The organism is Thermus sp. NMX2.A1 (assembly GCF_000511705.1).
Lineage (GTDB): Bacteria > Deinococcota > Deinococci > Deinococcales > Thermaceae > Thermus > Thermus scotoductus.
This window is the reverse complement of record NZ_ATNI01000057.1, coordinates 25,002-43,357: the sequence shown is the minus strand read 5'-3', so window position 1 is coordinate 43,357 and position 18,356 is coordinate 25,002. Positions and strand designations below refer to the sequence as shown.

Sequence of the window (18,356 nt, the reverse complement as noted above, 5' to 3'; positions counted from 1 at the left end):
TTTGGAAACCCTTCCAGAGGCTGACAGAGCCTAAGCGGTTTGGGTCCACCAGGGAATCGGGCAAGCCAAAGCCTAGCCCACCTTGTTCCCCTTCTCGTCGTAGGTGTAAAACCCTCGGCCCGTCTTGCGGCCCAGAAGCCCCGCCTGCACCATGCGGCGGAGAAGGGGGGAAGGCCGGTACTTGTCGTCGCCAAAGCCCCGGTGCAGCACCTCCATGATGGCCAAGCAGGTGTCCAGGCCGATAAGGTCAGCCAGCTCCAAGGGACCCATAGGGTGGTTCATTCCCAGGCGCATGACCCCGTCGATGGCCTCCTTGGTGGCCACCCCTTCCCTCAGGGCCTCGATGGCCTCGTTGATCATGGGCATGAGGAGGCGGTTGGAGACGAAGCCGGGGTAGTCCTGCACCTCGAGGGGGGTCTTCCCCATCCGCCTCGCCACCTCCACCACCACATCCCGGGTTTCCTCGGAGGTAAGCTCCCCCCGGATCACCTCCACCAGCTGCATGAGGGGCACGGGGTTAAAGAAGTGCATGCCGATGAAGCGCTCCGGCCTACCCGAGTAGCGGGCCAAGGCGGTGATGGGAATGGAAGAGGTGTTGCTGGCGAGAATCGCCTCGGGCTTCACCAGGCTTCCCAGGCGCTCAAAGAGGCGGCGTTTTTCCCCCTCGTCCTCCACGATGGCCTCCACGATCAGGTCCGCCTCCGCCAGGTCCCCCAGGACCACGGTGGTGCGGATCCGCCCTAAGGTGGCCTCGAGGTCCTGCGGGGCAATCCGCCCCTTCTCCACGAACCTGCCTAGGGAACGCTGGATGGCCTTCAGGCCCCTTTCCAGGAAGCTTTCGGCCACGTCCACCAGCACCACCTCAAAACCCGCCTGGGCCGCCACCTGGGCAATCCCGCTTCCCATCTGCCCTGCGCCCACCACGCCGATTTTCCTTACCTCCATAACGGCACCTCGGGGGCTATTTTACGCCCTTAAGGTTCACCAAAACGACGCCCGCCAGGGCCAGGGTCCCGCCCACCAGGGATAAGGGGGAAGGCACCTCGCCCAGCCAAAGGTAGGCGACGAGGATGGCCAGGACTGGGGAAAGGTACAAAAAGCTGGACAAACGGGAGGCCGGGGTGCGGGAAAGGGCATAGGTCCAGGTGAGGTAGGCCAAGGCGCCAGGGAAAATCCCCAAATAGAGGGTGCTGAGAAGGGCCGGGCGAGGCGCGGCGAGAAGGGCCTCCCCCAGGCCGGGAAAGAAGACGAAAAGGGGCAGCGTACCTAACACCATGGTGTAGACCGTCATCTCCCGGCTACCGTAACGGGCAAAAAAGGGCTTCTGCCAGACGAAGTACAAGGAGGTGGAAAGGGCGGAAAGCAGGATCAAAAAAGCCCCCGGGCTCAAAGACACCCCACCCCCCTCCCCAAAGGCGATGAACAAGGAACCCATGAAGGCCAGGGCAAATCCCAGAAGCCCCATGGGCTTAAGCCGCTCCCCCAGGAGGAAATAGGAGAGAAGTGCGGTAAACACCGGCCCAGTGGCGATGAGGAGGCTAGCCGCCCCAGCGCTCACCGTTAGCTCCCCGTAAACCAAGGCGGTGTGGTACACGGTGATGCCCAAAAACCCCAGGAGGAAAAGCCGGGGAAGGTCCTCCCTCCTGGGTCGACGGAGGCCCTGAAAACGGGCATAGAGGAGGAGAAGGGCGCTGGCCACCAAAAAGCGCAGGAGAACCAGGTGGCCTGGACTCAGGCCCTCTAACCCCGCGCGGATGCCCGCAAAGGCGCTGGCCCAGAAGAGGATGGTGAGGAAGGCGGCCGCCAGGGCCTTAGGTTCCATAAGGACCCACCAAATAGTAGAGGCCCTGGTGCAAAAAACCCCTCTCCAAAAGGGCGTTCACCTCCTTAGCCCCCACCTGGCTCACCCGCTCCTTGACCGCGGAAAGGGAAAGGTAGCGCCCCGTGTAAAGGTATTCCATCCCCAGGTGGAAAAGCCTCCCCATGGGGGTTTCCCCCGCAAACACCAAGGCCGTGGCCAGGGGCGTCTTGGCCCTCTCCACCTCCTCCTCCCGCACGCCCTCGCGGGCGATCCGGCCAAGCTCCTCTTGAAGGACGGCCAGCACCGCCTCCTTGTTCGTCGGGTCCGCCTGCACGTAAGCGTGGAAGAAGCCTGCCCGGTCCGCCTCCTCGTGGCCAAAGGAAGCCGCTTCGGCGAGGCCCGTATCCACCAGGGCGAAGTGGAGCCGCCCCGAGCCCTCCTCTCCCAGAAGATGGGCCAGCACCTGGGCGGCAAAGCGTTCCTCCTCCTGGTAGCTTACCCCGGGGAAAAGGCCCACCAAGTAGAGGGCCCGGGCCTTCTCGTAGGGGTGCTCCTCCACCCCCTGGGCGGGGCTTAAGGGCGGGTAGGCCCTTCCCGCCTCGCCCAAGGGCCAATCCTCCGTAAGCCTTTCCGCCTCGGCCACCAGGGCCTCAAAGTCCACCTTTCCCGTGGCGGCCAGGACCATGTTCCCCGGAAGGTACCGCCTTTCGTGGTACTGGGCCATCTGGTCCCGGGTGAGGGCCGTGATGCTTTCCACCGTCCCCAGCACGCTATTCCCCAAGGGGTGGCCGGCGAAAAACCGGGCCCGGGCCCAGTCGTAGGCCATGAAGCCGGGGCGGTCCTGGTAACGGGCGATCTCCTCCAGGATCACCTTCTTCTCGGTGTCAAAGTCCTCCTGGCGCAAAGCGGGGCGCATGAGCCTGGAAAAGAGTTCCAGAAGGGGAAAGGCGAACTCCGGCAACACGGCCCCGTAGAAGACCGTGGCCTCCTCGGAGGTGAAGGCGTTGTACTGGGCCCCCAGGCGGTCAAAGGCCAGGTTCACCGAAAGGGCGTCCATTCCCTCGGGGCCCTTGAAGACCATGTGCTCCAGGAAATGGCTTACCCCGCTCTCCTCCTGGGCCTCGTCCCGGGCCCCGGTCTTGACGAAGTAGCCCAGGGCCACGCTTCGGGCTTCCGGAAGCACCTCGGCGATGACCCTTAGGCCGTTTTTCAGCTCAGCCTCACGAAACATCGTCCACCTCTCCCAAAAGCCCCACCCAGGGGTTGCGGTAGGGGTGCGCCCGCAAGAAGGCGTTCACCGCCTCGAGGCCCGTGGCCTCTATGGCCCCCTCGATCTCGGAAAGGGGCCGGATCCGCCCCAGCATGTAGAGGTCCCGGGCCATGGAACCTGCCCGGCTACGGATGGATTCATCCGCCATCACCAAGGCGGTCTTCAGCCCCACCTTGGCCCGGGAAAGCTCCTCCTCCGTGACGCCCTCCGCCAGGCGCTCCATCTCGGCCAGCATGACCCTTAGGGTTTCCCTGGCCCTCTCCTTGGTGGTGCCCCCGTAGGCCATGAGGAGGCCCTGGCCCTTAACCCCGGCGGGGAAGGCGCTCACCGCATAGACCAGGCCCCTTTTCTCCCGCACCTCGGTGAAAAGGCGGCTGCTCATACCTCCCGAAAGCACCTCCAAGGCCAGCCTGGCCGCGTAAAACCGGGGGTCCTCCGGCCCCACGTCGGAATAGGCCAGGCCGATCTGCACTTGGGCCGTGGGTCGCTTGAGGGTAAAGGAATGGGGCTCCGAAAGAAGGGGGGTTGGGTAAAAGGCCTCCTCCCCCTCCCAGGCCAAAAGGGGCTCCACCGCCCCAAGAAGCCTCTCCCAGGAAATGCCTCCCGCCACCGCCAGGATGGCCCCCTTAGGGGTGTAGCGGCGCCGATAGTCCTCCCGCACCGCCTCAGGGGTAGCCCGCTTCAAGCTTTCCTCCTCCCCCAAGGGGTCCCGGCCGTGGGGGGAGAGGAAGACCCTTTTCCGGAGCTCGGAGAAAAGCTTCCTGGCGGGCTGGTCCTCCTGGGAAAGAAGGGCCTGCAGGGCCACGCTTCTCACCGCTTCAAAGCCCTCCTCGGGAAGCCGGGGATTCAGGAGAAGAAGGGCATAGAGCCGGAAAACCTCCTCCAACACCTCCGGCAAAAAGGCGGCGGCAAAAAGGGTGTACTCCAGCCCCGCCCCGCTTTGCCGCCTGACCCCCAGGGAGTCCAGGGCCTGGGCCAGGCCCCGGGCATCCAGCTCCCCAGCCCCCTTCCATAACCAGCCCTCAATGAGGGTACTGGCCCCCAGAAGCCCCTCAGGCTCGTTCACCGCCCCGGCGGGCACCAGTAGCTGGAAGGCCACCCCGGGGTAGTCCCGCTCCTCGAGGGCCAGAACAAGCCCATTCGGTAGTCGCTCCACGCGGCTCACAGGCCTAAGGGTATCATGAAGGGCGTGAGGGAAGGGGAACTTCGGGAACGGCTCCTCAGGCCCCTATTGCGGGAGCTGAAGGATGGAGCCAGGGACCAGGTGGTGGTGGGGGGCTTGGAAAACCTCATCCAGAACCTGGCCAAACCCTTCCCCAGGCTCCAGAGCCTCTTCCAGGGGTATGGGGGAAAAACCCCGGAGGAACGAAAGGAGATCCTCTTGGAGGCCATCCGCTTCCTTAAAGACGGCCTGACGGCCCCTCCCCCCAGGGCACAGGCGGCCTCCCTCCCTTCCCCATCCCGCCGCCTTACCCCCCAGGACCCCGCCCACCTCCTGGTTCCCCCGCAAAGCCGGAAAAAGCTTGCGGAACTTTCCCTCCACACGGTGCGGGACCTCCTCCACTACTATCCCCGCCGCTACGAGGACCGCAGGACCCTCCCCGGGGTACGCTTCCTGGAGGACGGCCAGAAGGCCACCCTCTCCGTGAAGGTCCTCAGCAAGGAGCTGGTGAAGACCCCCAAGAAGGGGATGCAGCTGGTGCAGGTGCGGGCCCAGGACGCCTGGGGATTCCGCATCACCCTGGTCTGGTTCAACCAGACCTGGGTCCTTTCCCAGATCCAAGAGGGGGAGACCCTCATCGTCACGGGAAGGGTACAGAGGCGAAACGGGGTGCAGCTTTACGTGGAGCACTTTGAGAACGAGGGCACCGAGTCCCTCTCCACGGGCCGGATCGTGCCCATCTACCCTGCCAAGGAGGGCATCGGACAGGCCTTTTTGCGCCGCACCGTCCACCGAGCCCTGGAAACGGCCCTCCCCCTCCCCGACCCCCTGGAGCCTTACCGGGAGGAGCACCGCCTTCTTCCCTACTCCGAGGCCCTTCGCCAGATCCACTTCCCCGAGGACGAGGAGGCCCTCAAGAAGGCCCTCCTCCGCCTTAAGTTTGACGAGTACGTGCTCTTGGAGCTAAAAGCCCTCTTGGACGCCGGGGGGCTGGTCCTGGGCCGAAGCTTTAAGGTGGAGGAAACCTGGACGGAAACCTTCAAGAAAACCCTTCCCTTCCCCCTGACCCGGGCCCAGGAAAGGGTTATGGCGGAGATCGCCCAGGACATGCAAAGCCCCAGGCAGATGGCCCGCCTCCTCCAGGGGGACGTGGGCTCGGGTAAAACCGTGGTGGCCGCCTACGCCCTCTACCTCGCCGCCCTGAACGGGGCCCAGGGAGCCCTTATGGCCCCCACGGAGATCCTGGCCAAGCAGCACTACCAGAACCTCAGCCGCTACCTCTTCCCCCTGGGGGTGCGGGTGGAGCTCCTTCTGGGCTCCATGACCCCCAAGGAGCGGGAGGGGGTTATCGAGAGGCTTCTTTCCGGGGAGGCCCAGGTGGCGGTGGGCACCCACGCCCTGATCCAGGAGGGGGTAGGGTTCAAGGACCTGGGCCTGGCGGTGGTGGACGAGGAGCACCGCTTCGGCGTGTTGCAGCGGCGGGCCCTCCTGAAGCTGGCCAAGGTTCCCCCCGATGTGCTGGTGATGTCCGCCACCCCCATCCCCCGCTCCCTGGCCCTGACCCTTTACGGGGACCTCGAGGTCAGCATCCTGGACGAGATGCCCCCGGGCCGCAAGCCCGTGAAGACCAAGGTCCTTCCCCACCGCCTCCGCCTCCAGGCCTACGCCTTCGCCCGGGAGGAGGTGAGAAAGGGGCACCAGGTCTTCGTGGTAGCCCCGGCCATCGAGGAATCCGAGGAGCTGGACCTAAAGGCAGCCACCGCCCTCTACGAGGAGCTAAAGGGCCTGCTCCCCGAGGTGCGCATGGCCCTTCTCCACGGCAGGATGCCCGCACGGGAGAAGGATAGCGTCATGGAGGCCTTCCGAAAGGGGGAATTCGACCTCCTGGTGTCCACCACCGTGGTGGAGGTGGGGGTGGATATCCCCAGGGCCAGCCTCATCATCGTGGAAAACGCCGAGCGCTTCGGTCTGGCCCAGCTCCACCAGCTTAGGGGCCGGGTGGGGCGAGGGGGGCTCGAAAGCTACGCCATCCTCATCGCCGGGGAAGCCAGCCAGAAGACCCTAAAGCGCCTTAAGGTCCTGGAGGAATCGGGAGACGGCTTCTACATCGCCGAGATGGACCTGAAGCTAAGGGGCCCCGGGGAACTCAGGGGCACCCGGCAGTCCGGCTACCCAGAGCTGAAGCTCGGGGACCTCTCCCAGGACACCGAGGTCATCGAGCAAGCCCGGGCCCTGGCCAAGCGCATCCTGGAGATGGACCCCGACCTTTCCCTGCCCCAGCACCAGGCTCTTAAGGAGGAACTCCGGGCCCAGGCGGAGCGCATCGGCTTCCGGGAGGTTATCTAGAAGGATGCCTGAGGAAGGAAACGGACTTTTGGAAACGACCCAGGGGAGGTGGGAAGCACCGGGATGAGGGCCCTGCCCCATCCCCATATCCCCGCCTTCGCCTCTGAAGGAGGGGTTCTGCGGGCCGAAGGCCTCCGAAGCTACCTTCTTGAGCTGCGGAAGGCCTACACCGCCTACGCCCCGGTACCCTCCGTGACCCTTTACGTGCTCTCCGAGGGGGACTGGCGGGCCCTGGTGCCCTACCCCTACGGCCTGGCCTTCCAGCGAAGCGAGGGGGGAAGGCTTTCCCTCTTTGCTCCCCTCACCTACCCCGAAAGGCTCCTCCACCGTTTCCGGGAGGTCCTGCTTCCCCTAGGGCCTCCTCCCATGGAAATCCCTGCCTTCTTGGACCTGAACCTGGGCCACGAGTACGCCCACGCCCTGCAGGTGGCCTGGCGCCTGAGGACAGGGGCAAGGTGGCTGGACGAGTTCTTCGCCAACTACCTCTTCCTCTTGGGCCTGGCCAAGGCCAGGCCGGACCTAGCGGAATCCCTCCTGGCCTTTAGCCGCTACCTAAGCCGCCTGGAACCGGAAAGGCGAAGCCTTTCCGCCTACGAGAGGAGGCGGGGGGACCTGAAAAGCGCCCTCTGGTTCCAGGCCCAGTTCACGCTGAAGTCCCGGGAAATCCTGGAGAGGAAGGGGGACGGCCTCCTCCTGGCCTTCCTCGAGGCCGCCCCCCTGGACCGGAAGAAAGGGCACCGGCTCCTACTGGAGCTTTACCCGGAACTCAAGGCCTGGTTTGCTGCCTTCGGGCTTAAGGGCGCACCCGAGGCGCCGCCTTCCCCTCCGCCAGGGCCCTAAGCCACTCCAGGAAGGAAACCTCTCCCACCTTCAAGGTGTAGAGCTCCGGCCTTGGCAGGATGCAGTGCTGGCTACCGGGGGCCAGGTAGAAGGTGTAGTTTTCCGCCTGGGCCGGGGCCAGGACTGCCCTCATGGCGCCTTCCGCCCATTCCCGCGCCGTGGCCTCCGAAGGAGTCCGCTCTCCCTTCATGAGGCCGTAGAAGAAGATCTGGGTGCCGTCCAAAAGGGTGGTGTACTGGGCGATGCGCGCCTGGGGGAAGGCCTTGGCCAGGGCCAGGTAGATCTCCGCCACCTCCGGGTTCTGGGAGAGGCCAGGAACCTCCGGCAGGCGCGAGTTCCAGACGGTAAAGCCCGGGAAGTCCCGGGTGCGCACCCCCACCCCAGCATCCCCGCAGACCGCCACCTTTGCGTTTTTGTAGGTGGAAAGCACCTTATCCGCCCAGAATACCGCTCCGTAAGCCCCGGCGGAGCAGCCGGTCACGAAGACCTTCTCCGGGTTGGTGTGGTTGCGGAAAACGTACTCCAAGGCCGCCAGGGCGTTCCTGGCTCCCTGGTGGTGGACCTTGAAGTCCCCGTAGTCCACCGTGGCCCGGCCCACGTGGAGATCCCCCGTGCAGTAGGGCACGAAGACATGGGTCCAGCCGTAGAAGGGGTTGGCCACGCTCAGGCGGTTGTAGATGCCCTGGGCCAGAAGAAGCTCCTGCACATCCACCCGCTTGCGGTAGGTCTGGCTTTGCGGGCCGCAGGTGGCGGCATTCCAGCAGGCCCCACCCCCCTGGAAGTCGATGACCACCTTTTTGGGATCCCCCGGGCTCACGTAGAACCGGTAGGGGGAACCGTCAGAGCATACGCCACCTGGAACCTCCACTGCCTTCCAAACGGCCTCGAGGCCCTGGGCCAGGGCCAAACCCAGGAGCAAAAGCAAGGCTAGAAACCGCCGCATTGTTCACCTCCGTCCGCAGTGTATAAGGAGTCTTGAACCAAGTCAAGAAAGGGCAGCCTTCCCGGCTGCCTCTAGGGCAAAATCTACTCTAGAACACCGCCTTGCGCAGGATATCCGTCACGGAAACGATCCCGATCACCTCGCCCTGGATCACGGGAGCCCGGCGGATGCCAGTGTTGGCGAAGAGCCACCCCCTTGGGTATCTTCTTGACCAGGGACAAAAGACCCTTTCCACTTAGCTAGCAAATTCCACTCATAAGCCCTAGGCCCACTCCACCCGGCTCCCCGAGGGATGCTTGCGCACCACGAGCCTGGCGGGAAGCCTTTCCGCCAGGGTCTCCACGTGGGTGACGATGCCCACCAGCCGCCCCCGGGTGGGAAGCGCCTCCAGCACCCCCGCCACCACCTCCAGGGTTTCCGGGTCCAGGGTACCGAAGCCCTCGTCCAAAAACAAAGCCCCAAGCCGCCCCCGAGAAAGCTCCTCGGAGAGGGCCAGGGCTAAGGAGAGGCTTGCCAGGAAGCTTTCCCCCCCGGAAAGGGTCCTCACCGGGCGCACCGCCTCGGTCCAGAGGTCCAGGACCTGGTACTCATCCTCCTTGGAGCGCAGGCGGTAACGCCCGGCAGAAAGGGTAGCCATGAGCTCATCCGCCCGCTCCACCAGGTTCCTCTGCCTGAGGCCCAGGAGGTAGGCGGGGAAGTTGTTCTGCTGGAGGTCAAAGGCCAGCTTCTCCCAGAGGCCCATCTCCCGCACCACCTCTGCCAGGCGAGCTTCCAGCTCCCGGCGGCGGTGGAGTTTTTCCCCCATCTCCTTAAGCCGCTCCTCCAAAACGGCCCTTTCTCCCATCCTGGCCTCGAGGCTCCCCTGTACCTGAGAAAGCCTTTCCTCTTCCCGCCGCAAGCGGGCCTCCACCTCCGCCAAAGGGGGAAGGGAACCGGGGAAGCGAGCCCTGGCCTCCCGCTCCACCTCCTCCAGGAGGGCTTCCACCTGGGCAAGCTCCTCCCGGTGGGCCCGGATCCTCTCCGCCAGGGCCTCCCGCTCCTTGGGGGGAAGGTAAAGGGCCTTGGCCTCCTCCTCGGGCATCAGGCCCACCATCCGGCCCTTGGCTTCCTCGAGGGCCTTTCGCTGCTCCTCCTCCTGGGCCAAAAGCCCCGCCAGGGTCCGGGAGGCTTCCTCCCAGGCCCGGGCGAGATCGCGGTCCTGTTTTTCCTTTTTCTCCAGCTCCTCCACCCTCCGGGAAAGGGTCCCGATGTACTCCGGCACCGGCCTGCCCCCCGTCCTCTCCCAAAGCAGGCGGTAAAGCCCGGCCGCCAGGGCCTCCTTCTCCCAGCGCAGGGAGGCCAAGGCTTCCCGGGTCTTTTCCCAGGCGACTTCCGCCTCCTCCAGGCGAGAAAACCCCTGGCGCAAACGCTCCTTCTCCTGGGATAGCCGCTTCACCTCCTCCTCGAGGGCCCGGGCCTCCCCCTGTTTTTCCCGGTACTTTTCCCTTAGCTCCTGAAGCCTCACCTGCGCTTCCTGAAGCTTCCCTTCCAGCTCCTTGGGATCCCCAGGGATGGGCTCCACGCCCAGGGTTTCCAGGGCCTCCCGCTTGGCCCTTTCCTCCTCCGCCACAGCCCCAAGCTGGGTCAGGAGCTCCCGTAAGGCCTTCTCCCCCACCTCCCGCCTTTTCCTGAGGTCAGAAGCCCCGGGCCCCTCCACTAGAGGGGGCAGGTGGTGAACCACACCGCCGCACAAGGGGCAGGGCTCCCCCGGTTGCAAAAGATCGCGGTAGGCGAGAAGCCCCAGGCGCCTTTCCTCCTTGGCCAGCTGGGCAAGCTCCGCCTCCAGGCGCTTTTTTTCCTCCTCCAAAAACTCCCGCCTCCTCCTTAGCTCCTCCAGCTCCTGCCGAAGCCGGTGGGCTTCCGCACCCCTAAGAGCCTTCTCCAGAGCCTCCACCTGGGCTCGGGCCTGCCCTCCCTCCTCCACCAAGACCTTCAGGGCCCCCCTAACCCGGTTCAGGGCTTCTTCCTTCTCCCTTAGCCGCCCTTGCTCTTCCACCAGGCGGGATAGCTCCCGCTCCCTGTCCGCCAAAAGGGCTTCCTCCTGGAGGAGGGATTCCAAGGCCCCCGCGTAGGCCTCGGGAGCCAGGCCCAGCCTGGGAGCCAGGTGCTCCTTCACTCCCACCCGCCGCCAAAGGGCCTCGAGGGCCCTTAGCCCCTCCGCCTGCAGAAGAGCCCTTTGCGCCTCCTTTAGGGCCTCGGGGTCAAAGGCCAGGGCCCGGCGGTCCCCTTCCAGCTGGGCAAGCCGGGCGCGCACCCTTTGGAGCTCCTGCGCTGTGGCCGCCAGGGCCTCCTCCTTCCTTCTCAAGTCCTGCCACAAAGGCAGGGCGGCCTCCGCCTCCAATGCCTTCTTGAGCCTTTCCTCCACCTCCGCCATGCGGGAAGCCTCGGCCCTGAGGCGGCCCAGGCGGCCTTCCAGCTCCCCTTTGCGAAGGAGAAGCGCCTGAAGGCCTTTGAGCTCCAAAACCGCCTCCTCCAGGCGCCTTTTCTCGTTCTGAAGGCGGGCGATCTCCCGGGTTAGGTCCGCCAGGGCCCTTTCCAAGTTCTCCTTGGCCTCGAGGCTCACCCCAAGAAGCCCCGCAAGTTCCCCCTCCAGCCGGCCCTTCTCCTCCATCAGGGCCGCCTTGCGGGAAGCCGCCTTTTCCCTGACCCTTTCCAGCCGGGTAAGCTCAAAGAGATCCAGGAGAATCCTGCGCCTCTCCTTGGCCTCTCCCTTAAGGAAGCGGTCGAACTCCCCCTGGGGAAGGAGGAGGGCCCGGGTAAAGGCCTCGTAGGTGAGGCCCAAAAGCTCCTCCAAGGCCCGGTTCAAGGCGTCCAGGGTCTCCAAGGGTAAAAGCCGCTCCCCCACCGGACCCAGCTCGAAGAGCCGCCCTTCACTCCGCTTCCCCCGCACCCGCTCCACCCTGTAGACCCTTCCCCCCACCTGGAAGGTGAGGCGGACCCGGGCCTCGCTGGCACCCGGGTGGACCAGGCTCCCCACGTTCCGCCCTACCCGGGGCACCACCCCATAGAGGGCAAAGGCCATGGCGTCCAGGAGGGTGCTCTTCCCGCTCCCCGTGGGCCCGGTGATGGCGAAAAGCTCCACATCGGAGAAGTCCACCCCCTGCCGCTCCCGATAGGGACCAAACCCCTCAAGCTCCAGGCGCAAGGGCCTCAAGCTCCACCTCCTTGAGCACCTGGTTAAACCGCTCCAGAAGCCCTTCCTCCTCCCGCCCCCGTTCCTTCAGGTAGCGGTCGTAGGCCTCCACCAAACCCAGCTCCGGGGCCAAGGTCCCATCCCCCCCATCCTCAGGCCCTCCTGCGGTTTCCACCGCCAGGAGATGGGGAAGCTCCTGGAAGAGCCTCTCCTTCACCGCCGGGGAAAGCCGGCCCTCCACCACCACCCTGAGGTACCCGGGAAAGCGCTCCAGCTCGGGAAGCCTACCGTCCAGCTCCTCGGGCTTCAGGTGGAGGGTTTTAAGGGGCTTCCCCCAGCGCTCCCTTATGGGGTGGACCCGGACGGGCCCCCTGTCGGGCACCTCCACCAGCAAAGCCCCCCGCTCCGCCTCCTCCCCTTCGCCGAAGTCCAGCTGGATGAGGCTTCCCGCATACCAGGCCACAGGGGCCTCGGAAACCTGTTGCTGGCGGTGGATGTGGCCCAAGGCCACGTAACGGGCTCCCAGGGGCAAGGCGGAAGGAGGAACAGCGTAGCTTCCCGTGAGGTGGAAGACGAACTCCCCCGCCCCCGGGCGAACCCCCTCCAGGGCGAAGTGCCCCAGCATAAGGGGGCTTTCCAGGTTGGCGAGGATCCGCCGCATGGCCTCCGCATAGGTGCGGTGGCGCTCCTCAGCCTCCTGCAGAACCTTTTTCACCAGGATGCGCTCGGATACAAAGGGGAGAAGGGCCGCCCTGAGCCCTCCCACCTCCACCACCCCTCCTTCCTCCCGGAAAAGAGGCCTTCCCCGCACCGCCGCCCCCGCCAGGGCGAAGAGGGGGGCAAGGGCCTCGAGGCGCTCCTTGGGATCGTGGTTGCCGGCGATGACCAAGGCGGGCACCCCAAGCTCCCTAAGGCGCAGGAAAAACTCCACCGCCATGGCCTCGGCCTCGGCGGAAACCTGGGGGCGGTCAAAGAGATCCCCGGAAACCACCACCAGGTCCACCCCCTCCTTGGCCACCATCTCCAGAAGGGTTTTCAACGCCTCCCCGATCTCGGAAGTGCGGTCCACGCCCTTTAATACCTTGCCCAGATGCCAGTCCGCGGTGTGCAATAGGCGCACGGCTTCCATTATGCCAGCCACCGGTCTTCCGCCTTAATGGGTATGGCCATGGTCCTCGGGAGGCCCACCCCTTCCCCCCCGGAAGAACCAGGCCGCCATCAGGGTGGTGAGGGGCACCGCCAGAAGAAGCCCCAAGGAACCCAGCACCATGGAGGCGATCTCCGCGGCAAAGGGCTCGGTGTTCAGGAGGAAGCGCAAGGGGGTGGGATCCCGGGTGAGGAGAAGAAAGAGGGGCAAGGAACCTGCGGCGTAGGCCAAGACCAGGGTGTTCACCAGGCTGCCGATGTGGTCGTAGCCCACCTCCATGCCCCTACGGTAGAGCTCTCCAAGACCAAAGCGGGGGTTGGCGTGGGCCAGGGCCTGGACCACCGCCGCCTGGGTCACGCTCACGTCGGTCAAGGCCCCCAGCGTACCCACCACCACCCCTGCCAGGAAGAGGGAAAGGAGGTCCACACCTCCCCATTGCCTGAGGAGCAGGGCTTCCTCCGAGGCCAGGCCTGTAAACCCCATGCTTCGGGTGAAGAAGAGGGCCAGGAACAACACGAAGGCCACCGAGGCCAGGGTGCCCAAAAGGGCGGCGGTGGTCTTGCGGTTCACCCCGTGGACCAGGTAGACGGTGAGAAGAAGCACCCCCACGCTTCCCAAAAAGGCGTAGAGAAGGGGATTCCCACCCGCCGCCACCCTGGGAACCACGAAGTAGACCACCACCAAAAGGCTCAGGAAGGTACCTAGAAGCCCCCTAACCCCCTTCCCCCGGCCCAAAAGTGCTGCCAGAAAGGCAAATAGGCCCAAAAGGCCAAGGAGCCAGGGCATGCGATCCGGCTCGGTCACGTAGGTTTTACCGCCCTCCTGGTAGAGGACCACCCGCTGGCCCACCCGGTACCCGCCCCCGTCCACGGGTAGAAGGGCTTCCAGCCTCCCGCCCTCCACCTCCACCAGGGCCACATCCCGTTGGGCCTCGAGGGCCAGGATCCTTCCCACCAGATACCTTCCATCCCCCTGGGCTAAGGCGGGGAAAAGAAGGAACCCCAAAAGTATCCAAGGGCGCATACCCCCACTCTACCCGGCCACGATGAAAACTTCTTCTCAACTTGCTATCCTAAGGCCATGGAGCGCTCCACCCGGCAACGGCGGGCCATCCGGGAGGCCTTTTTGGAGGCGGGCCGTCCCCTTTCCCCCCAGGAGGTCCTGGAGCTCGCCCGGAAGAAGGTGCCCTCCTTGGGCCTCGCCACCGTGTACCGCACCCTGAAGGGGCTGGTGGAGGAGGGATTCCTCACCCTGGTGGCCCTTCCCGGTGAACCCTCCCGCTACGAACCCGCAGGAAAGGGGCACCACCACCACTTTCTCTGCCGCCTTTGCGGAAGGGTGTATGAGCTTTTGGGCTGCGACCTGGCTTTGGAGGGCCCCCTGCCCCCGGGCTTTTTGGCCGAAGGGCACGAGGTCATGGTCTACGGCCGCTGCCCGGAGTGCACCTAGTCCCACGCGGGGTAGGCCTCCTTGGGCCTACTCCAACGCACCTCCTCCAAGGCCCCGTCAAAGCGCAGGATGGCCGCCAGCCGGGCCCGGGAGTACACCCGGTAGGGTTCCTTGGGGATGAAGGCGGTCACGATGTCCACGTGCCGCGGGGTGGCGTACTCCAGCACCACATGCAGGGGAAGCTTCAACCGGGGAGGAAAGATCATGTAGCCCAAGACCAGCATCCTTTGGTCCTCGGGGTAGATGGCCAGCTCCCTGCCCCATTCCAAGGCCCTGAGCACATCCAGCTCGGTGAAGCCCTCCTGAAGCATGTGCTTGACCACATGGGGCCCCAGGCGGTAGCGGCCTTCCCGGAGGTGGGGGAGAAGGTCCGTTAACCTGCGAAACTTCCTCACGCAAACCCACCCCCTTTGCCTCAGTCTAGGGCCAGGCATAGGGAAAAGTGTGGGCTTTAGCGGTAAGGACCCAGGGCCCCAGGGTCCCGCACCGCTAAAAAGGCCCCGTAGACCCGGCTTGCCCCTGCCTTAAGGAGGGCTTCCTTGGCCCTTAAGAAGGTGGTCCCGCTGGTGAGGACGTCGTCCACGAGAAGCCAGCTTCCCTCCACCCGCAGCACGGGAACAAAAAGATCCTCGGGCAGGCGACGCCGGGCCCGGCCCCGGGTGGGCTGGCTTGGAGTGTAGCGCACCCGCCGCAAAACCCTGAGGTAGGGAAGCCCAAGGCGGGCTGCCAGGATCCGTCCCAGGAGCTCTGGGGGATTGTAGCCCCTAACAACCAACCGGGGAAGCAGGGTGGGAATGGCGGTGACCCCGGAAAGCCCCCAGCCCTGGGCCAACACCGCCTCCGCCAAGGGCTCGGCCAGGAGGGGGGCAAGGCCGAACCGCCTGCCGTACTTCAAGGCCCGCACCATCCCTCCCACCCGCCCGTAAAGACCCAGGTAAACCATCTCCCCCGCGGCAAAGGCCTTAAGGCCCTGGCGGCAGGCGAAGCAAAGAAGAGGTGCATCCAACTTCCCACCACATCCTGGGCAGGCATGGCCCAGTAGGCCCTCAAGAAGTCCCCAAAGCATCCCGTAAGGCCTCGTCAAAGGGTGGGTAGAGGATCCCCTTCTCCGTGATGATGCCCGTAAGGTAGCGATGAGGGGTAATGTCAAAGGCAGGATGGTAGGCAGCTACCCCCAAGGGGGCAAGGCGCACCCCCCTTAGCTCCAAGACCTCCTCGGGGGAGCGTTCCTCTATGGGGATCCCCTGCCCACTTTCCAGGCTTGGGTCCACGGAGGAAAGGGGCAGGGCGGCATAGAAGGGAATCCCGTGGTGGTGGGCGAGAACCGCCAGGGTATAGGTGCCGATCTTGTTGGCAAAGTCCCCGTTCAGGGCCATGCGGTCCACTCCCACGATGACCGCATCCACCCGGCCCTGGGCCATGAGGAAGCCGGCCATGTTGTCCGCGATCAAGGTGGCGGGAACCCCAGCCTTCTTTAGCTCATAGGCGGTGAGCCTGGCCCCTTGCAGGTAGGGCCGGGTTTCATCCACCCAGACATGGGAAACCCGCCCCTGGCGGTGAGCCTCCACAATAGCCCCCAAAGCAGTTCCGTACCCCCCCGTGGCCAGGGGGCCGGTGTTGCAGTGGGTGAGGACCTGGCCCCTTAGCACCTTGGCCCCATGCAGGCTTATGGCCCTTTCCGTTTCCTCCACCTCCCGCCAGATGGCCTGGGCTTCCTTAAGGCTTCCCGCCAGGTTCCCCCAGTGCGGGCGCATGCGATCCAGGGCGTAGAAGAGGTTCACCGCCGTGGGCCGGCTCTGCCTTAGAAGGCGGTCCGCCCCCTCCAGGTCCTCCCCGCTCAGGTGGGCCAGCACCATGCCATAGGCGGCGGAAACCCCGATGGCCGGGGCACCCCGCACCACCATGGCCCGGATGGCTTCCGCCATCTCCTTGGCAGTGCGCACGGGAACCCAGATCTCCTCGAGGGGAAGCTTCCTCTGGTCCAGAAGCCAGAAGACCCTTTCCTTCTCATCAAAGCGAAAGGGCAGGATCCTTTCCACCCCTAAAGCCTAACGCAGCCTTAACACCTTGTCGTCGTTTTGGCGCACCTGGCCCCGGCCATCGCGGTTGGAGGTGGTGACGTAAAGGGCTTCATCGGGACCCACCTGCACCTCCCTCAGGCGGCCAAAACCCGAAAGGGCCGTTTCCACCCGCGCCACCCGCCAGTGGCCCTTGTCCCCGTCCAGTACCAGCCGCAAGAGGGCCTGCCCCCTGAGGCCCGCCACGTACAGGTCCCCCCTCCAGAAGGCCAGGTTTCCGGGAGGGAAACCCTCGGGCCAGAAGTGAAGAGGGTCGCGGTAGCGGGGGTCGTCCCCCCGTCCCACCACCCGGGGCCAGCCATAGTTGCCCCCGGGAACGATGAGGTTTACCTCGTCATAGCCGAAGCCCCGTTCCCCGCTGGGCCCGTGCTCGCTGGCAAAAAGCTCCCCGGTCCTCGGGTGCCAGGCCAGGCCCTGGGGGTTGCGGTGGCCATAGCTATAGATCTCGGGCCTGGCTCCGGGACGGTTCAGGAAGGGGTTCCCCGGTGCCGGCTTGCCTTCCGGGGTGATCCTGAGAACCTTACCCCCCAAGGAGGACAGGTCCTGGGCCAGCTCCCGCTCGTACACCTCCCCTGTGGTCACGTACAGCATCCCATCGGGACCGAAGGCGAGCCGTCCCCCGGAGTGCAGGCCGTGAAAGCGGGCGGGAATGCCGTGCAGGACCACCCGGTCCAGCACGCCCCTATTCCCTTGGTGCCTCAGGCGCACCACCTGGTTCCTGAGGCCTCCTTCCTCCACCGTGCGGTAGGCGTAGAGGTAGGGCACCCGGGGAAACTGGGGATGGAGGGCGAGGCCAAGAAGCCCCGACTCCCCCCGGTGGTAAACGGGAAGCTCCGCGTAAAGCGAGGCCCTTCCCCCCTGCACCCACTGAATCCGCCCCGGCCGTTCGGAGACCAGGAAGCTCCTGTCGGGTAAAAAGGCCAAGGCCCAGGGCACCTCGAGGCCCCCCACCACCTCCTCCACCCGAATCCCCTGCGCCCGAACCAGGGAAAGCCCCAAAAAACCCAGGAGCACCCGCCTGCGGGAAACCATGCCCACCCCCTTTGGGGGAAGCCTAACACACGAACCTGGCACCCAGGGTGTACCCCGCACACCCCTGGAGGCCGGGAACCTAGGCCTTGGGATCCAAAATCACCTTCACCGCCTGCCCCGAGGCCAAGAGGCCAAAGGCCTCCCGGTACTGGCTCATGGGCAGGCGGTGGGTGATGAGGGGGGTAAGGTCCACCCGGCCCGAGTAGACCAAGGCGGTGCCCTGCATCCAGGTCTGCCAGAGCCTTCTTCCCGCGATGCCGTAGGCGGTGATCCCCCGCATGACCAGCTCCCCCGCCAGGTCAAAGCGAATGGGGTCCGAGGGAATGCCCAGGATCCTGGCCTCCCCCCCCGGGATCAAGGCCTTAAGCCCCTGGTGGATGGCCACCTCATTCCCGGAAAACTCCAGGAGGACCTCCACCCCGCTTCCCGTCACCTCCTCCACCACGGAAAGGAGATCCTCCTCCAGGGGGTTGACGAGCCGGTCGGCGTAGGGCCGGGCGAAGTTCAGGCGGTAGGGGTTGGGGTCGGATACCAGGATAGGCCCGGCCCCGCTGGCCCGGGCCACCATGGCCGCCATCAGGCCGATGGGCCCCGCCCCGGTGATGAGGACGCTTTTCCCGGAAACCCCGCTTCCCGCATACACCGTGTGCACCGCATTGCCGAAGGGTTCCAGGATGGCCCCCACCTCAAAGGGCAGGTCCTTGGGGTTCACCCAGGCGTTTTCCGCTGGCACCACCACGTACTCGGCAAACCCGCCGTCCCGGTCCACCCCCAGGATCTGGGTGTTCAGGCAGACATGGTAGTTGCCCGTGCGGCAGGCGGGGCAGGCATGGCAAACAACATGGCTTTCCAGGCTCACGTGGTCCCCCACCTGGGGCCTTTTCACCCCGGGCCCCACCCGTTCCACCACCCCGCTGAACTCGTGGCCGGTGATGAGGGGAGGCTTGATCCGGCCCCTTGCCCAATGGTCCCACCGCCAGATGTGGAGGTCGGTGCCGCAGATGCTGGCAGCCTCCACCCGCACCAGGATCTCCCCCGGGCCCGGCTCGGGCACGGGGCGTTCCACCAGGGTTAGGCCCTCTTCCGGGGCCAGCTTGGCTAAAGCGCGCATACCTG

The 18,356-nt window shown here is 65.5% G+C and carries 17 protein-coding genes; 3 read left to right on the top strand and 14 right to left on the bottom strand.

Annotated elements, in window-relative coordinates:
- Positions 1–72 precede the first annotated feature (72 nt).
- From TNMX_RS06290 to TNMX_RS06275, 4 genes are read right to left on the bottom strand one after another with little or no spacing between them, the layout of a single operon-like run.
- On the bottom strand, positions 73–945 hold the full coding sequence (locus tag TNMX_RS06290; protein ID WP_015716710.1) for a 3-hydroxybutyryl-CoA dehydrogenase: 873 nt from the start codon (positions 943–945) through the stop codon (positions 73–75).
- Between the two features lie 16 nt (positions 946–961).
- On the bottom strand, positions 962–1,822 hold the full coding sequence (locus TNMX_RS06285; protein WP_038030494.1) for a DMT family transporter: 861 nt from the start codon (positions 1,820–1,822) through the stop codon (positions 962–964).
- Entirely contained in the window at positions 1,812–3,032 is a 1,221-nt protein-coding gene (locus TNMX_RS06280) for a pitrilysin family protein (protein WP_038030492.1), read from the bottom strand. Before TNMX_RS06280 ends, TNMX_RS06285 begins: the two co-directional genes overlap by 11 nt.
- Positions 3,022–4,236, bottom strand: a complete 1,215-nt coding sequence (locus tag TNMX_RS06275; RefSeq protein ID WP_038030490.1) for a pitrilysin family protein — start codon at positions 4,234–4,236, stop codon at positions 3,022–3,024. The genes TNMX_RS06280 and TNMX_RS06275 overlap by 11 nt, the downstream gene beginning before the upstream one ends.
- 15 nt (positions 4,237–4,251) lie before the next feature.
- Between TNMX_RS06275 and recG the strand changes: the two genes are divergently transcribed.
- Both recG and TNMX_RS06265 read left to right on the top strand, forming a co-directional pair.
- Positions 4,252–6,579: an ATP-dependent DNA helicase RecG gene (gene recG / locus TNMX_RS06270; RefSeq protein WP_038030488.1), complete on the top strand. Its 2,328-nt coding sequence runs from the start codon at positions 4,252–4,254 to the stop codon at positions 6,577–6,579.
- A gap of 63 nt (positions 6,580–6,642) precedes the next feature.
- On the top strand, positions 6,643–7,419 hold the full coding sequence (locus TNMX_RS06265) for a hypothetical protein (protein WP_038030486.1): 777 nt from the start codon (positions 6,643–6,645) through the stop codon (positions 7,417–7,419).
- Here the strand turns inward: TNMX_RS06265 and TNMX_RS06260 are convergent.
- The 5 genes from TNMX_RS06260 to TNMX_RS06245 form a co-directional block, all read right to left on the bottom strand.
- The gene (locus TNMX_RS06260; RefSeq protein WP_038030485.1) at positions 7,373–8,362 is read right to left on the bottom strand and encodes a pectin acetylesterase-family hydrolase; all 990 of its coding nucleotides are present in this window, start codon (positions 8,360–8,362) and stop codon (positions 7,373–7,375) included. The two genes, TNMX_RS06265 and TNMX_RS06260, sit on opposite strands and share 47 nt — an antisense overlap.
- An 88-nt stretch (positions 8,363–8,450) precedes the next feature.
- Positions 8,451–8,597: a CBS domain-containing protein gene (locus tag TNMX_RS12590; RefSeq protein WP_240030634.1), complete on the bottom strand. Its 147-nt coding sequence runs from the start codon at positions 8,595–8,597 to the stop codon at positions 8,451–8,453.
- Between the two features lie 27 nt (positions 8,598–8,624).
- On the bottom strand, positions 8,625–11,555 hold the full coding sequence (locus TNMX_RS06255) for an AAA family ATPase (protein WP_038030482.1): 2,931 nt from the start codon (positions 11,553–11,555) through the stop codon (positions 8,625–8,627).
- On the bottom strand, positions 11,530–12,654 hold the full coding sequence (locus TNMX_RS06250; RefSeq protein ID WP_026329101.1) for an exonuclease SbcCD subunit D: 1,125 nt from the start codon (positions 12,652–12,654) through the stop codon (positions 11,530–11,532). The genes TNMX_RS06255 and TNMX_RS06250 overlap by 26 nt, the downstream gene beginning before the upstream one ends.
- Positions 12,655–12,687: 33 nt before the next feature.
- Positions 12,688–13,704 carry a YibE/F family protein gene (locus tag TNMX_RS06245; RefSeq protein ID WP_038030479.1) on the bottom strand — a complete coding sequence of 339 codons (1,017 nt, stop codon included), beginning with the start codon at positions 13,702–13,704 and terminating at the stop codon, positions 12,688–12,690.
- Positions 13,705–13,761: 57 nt separating this feature from the next.
- On the opposite strand from TNMX_RS06245, the gene TNMX_RS06240 reads away from it, so the two are divergent.
- Positions 13,762–14,130, top strand: a complete 369-nt coding sequence (locus TNMX_RS06240) for a zinc uptake transcriptional regulator (protein WP_038030476.1) — start codon at positions 13,762–13,764, stop codon at positions 14,128–14,130.
- On the opposite strand, the gene TNMX_RS06235 is transcribed toward TNMX_RS06240, so the two are convergent.
- From TNMX_RS06235 to tdh, 5 genes are all read right to left on the bottom strand, one after another.
- Positions 14,127–14,525 (bottom strand): DUF4258 domain-containing protein, encoded by a 399-nt coding sequence (locus TNMX_RS06235; protein ID WP_038030472.1) that lies wholly within the window; start codon positions 14,523–14,525, stop codon positions 14,127–14,129. The genes TNMX_RS06240 and TNMX_RS06235 overlap by 4 nt on opposite strands.
- 56 nt (positions 14,526–14,581) lie before the next feature.
- Positions 14,582–15,196, bottom strand: coding sequence for a ComF family protein (locus tag TNMX_RS06230; protein ID WP_038030470.1), 615 nt, complete (start codon positions 15,194–15,196; stop codon positions 14,582–14,584).
- Complete coding sequence (gene mtnA, locus TNMX_RS06225) at positions 15,177–16,169, bottom strand: S-methyl-5-thioribose-1-phosphate isomerase (RefSeq protein ID WP_019551415.1); 993 nt, start codon at positions 16,167–16,169, stop codon at positions 15,177–15,179. Before mtnA ends, TNMX_RS06230 begins: the two co-directional genes overlap by 20 nt.
- Before the next feature lie 9 nt (positions 16,170–16,178).
- The gene (locus TNMX_RS06220; RefSeq protein WP_038030468.1) at positions 16,179–17,240 is read right to left on the bottom strand and encodes a PQQ-dependent sugar dehydrogenase; all 1,062 of its coding nucleotides are present in this window, start codon (positions 17,238–17,240) and stop codon (positions 16,179–16,181) included.
- Between the two features lie 79 nt (positions 17,241–17,319).
- Complete coding sequence (gene tdh, locus TNMX_RS06215; protein WP_019551413.1) at positions 17,320–18,351, bottom strand: L-threonine 3-dehydrogenase; 1,032 nt, start codon at positions 18,349–18,351, stop codon at positions 17,320–17,322.
- Positions 18,352–18,356 lie beyond the last annotated feature (5 nt).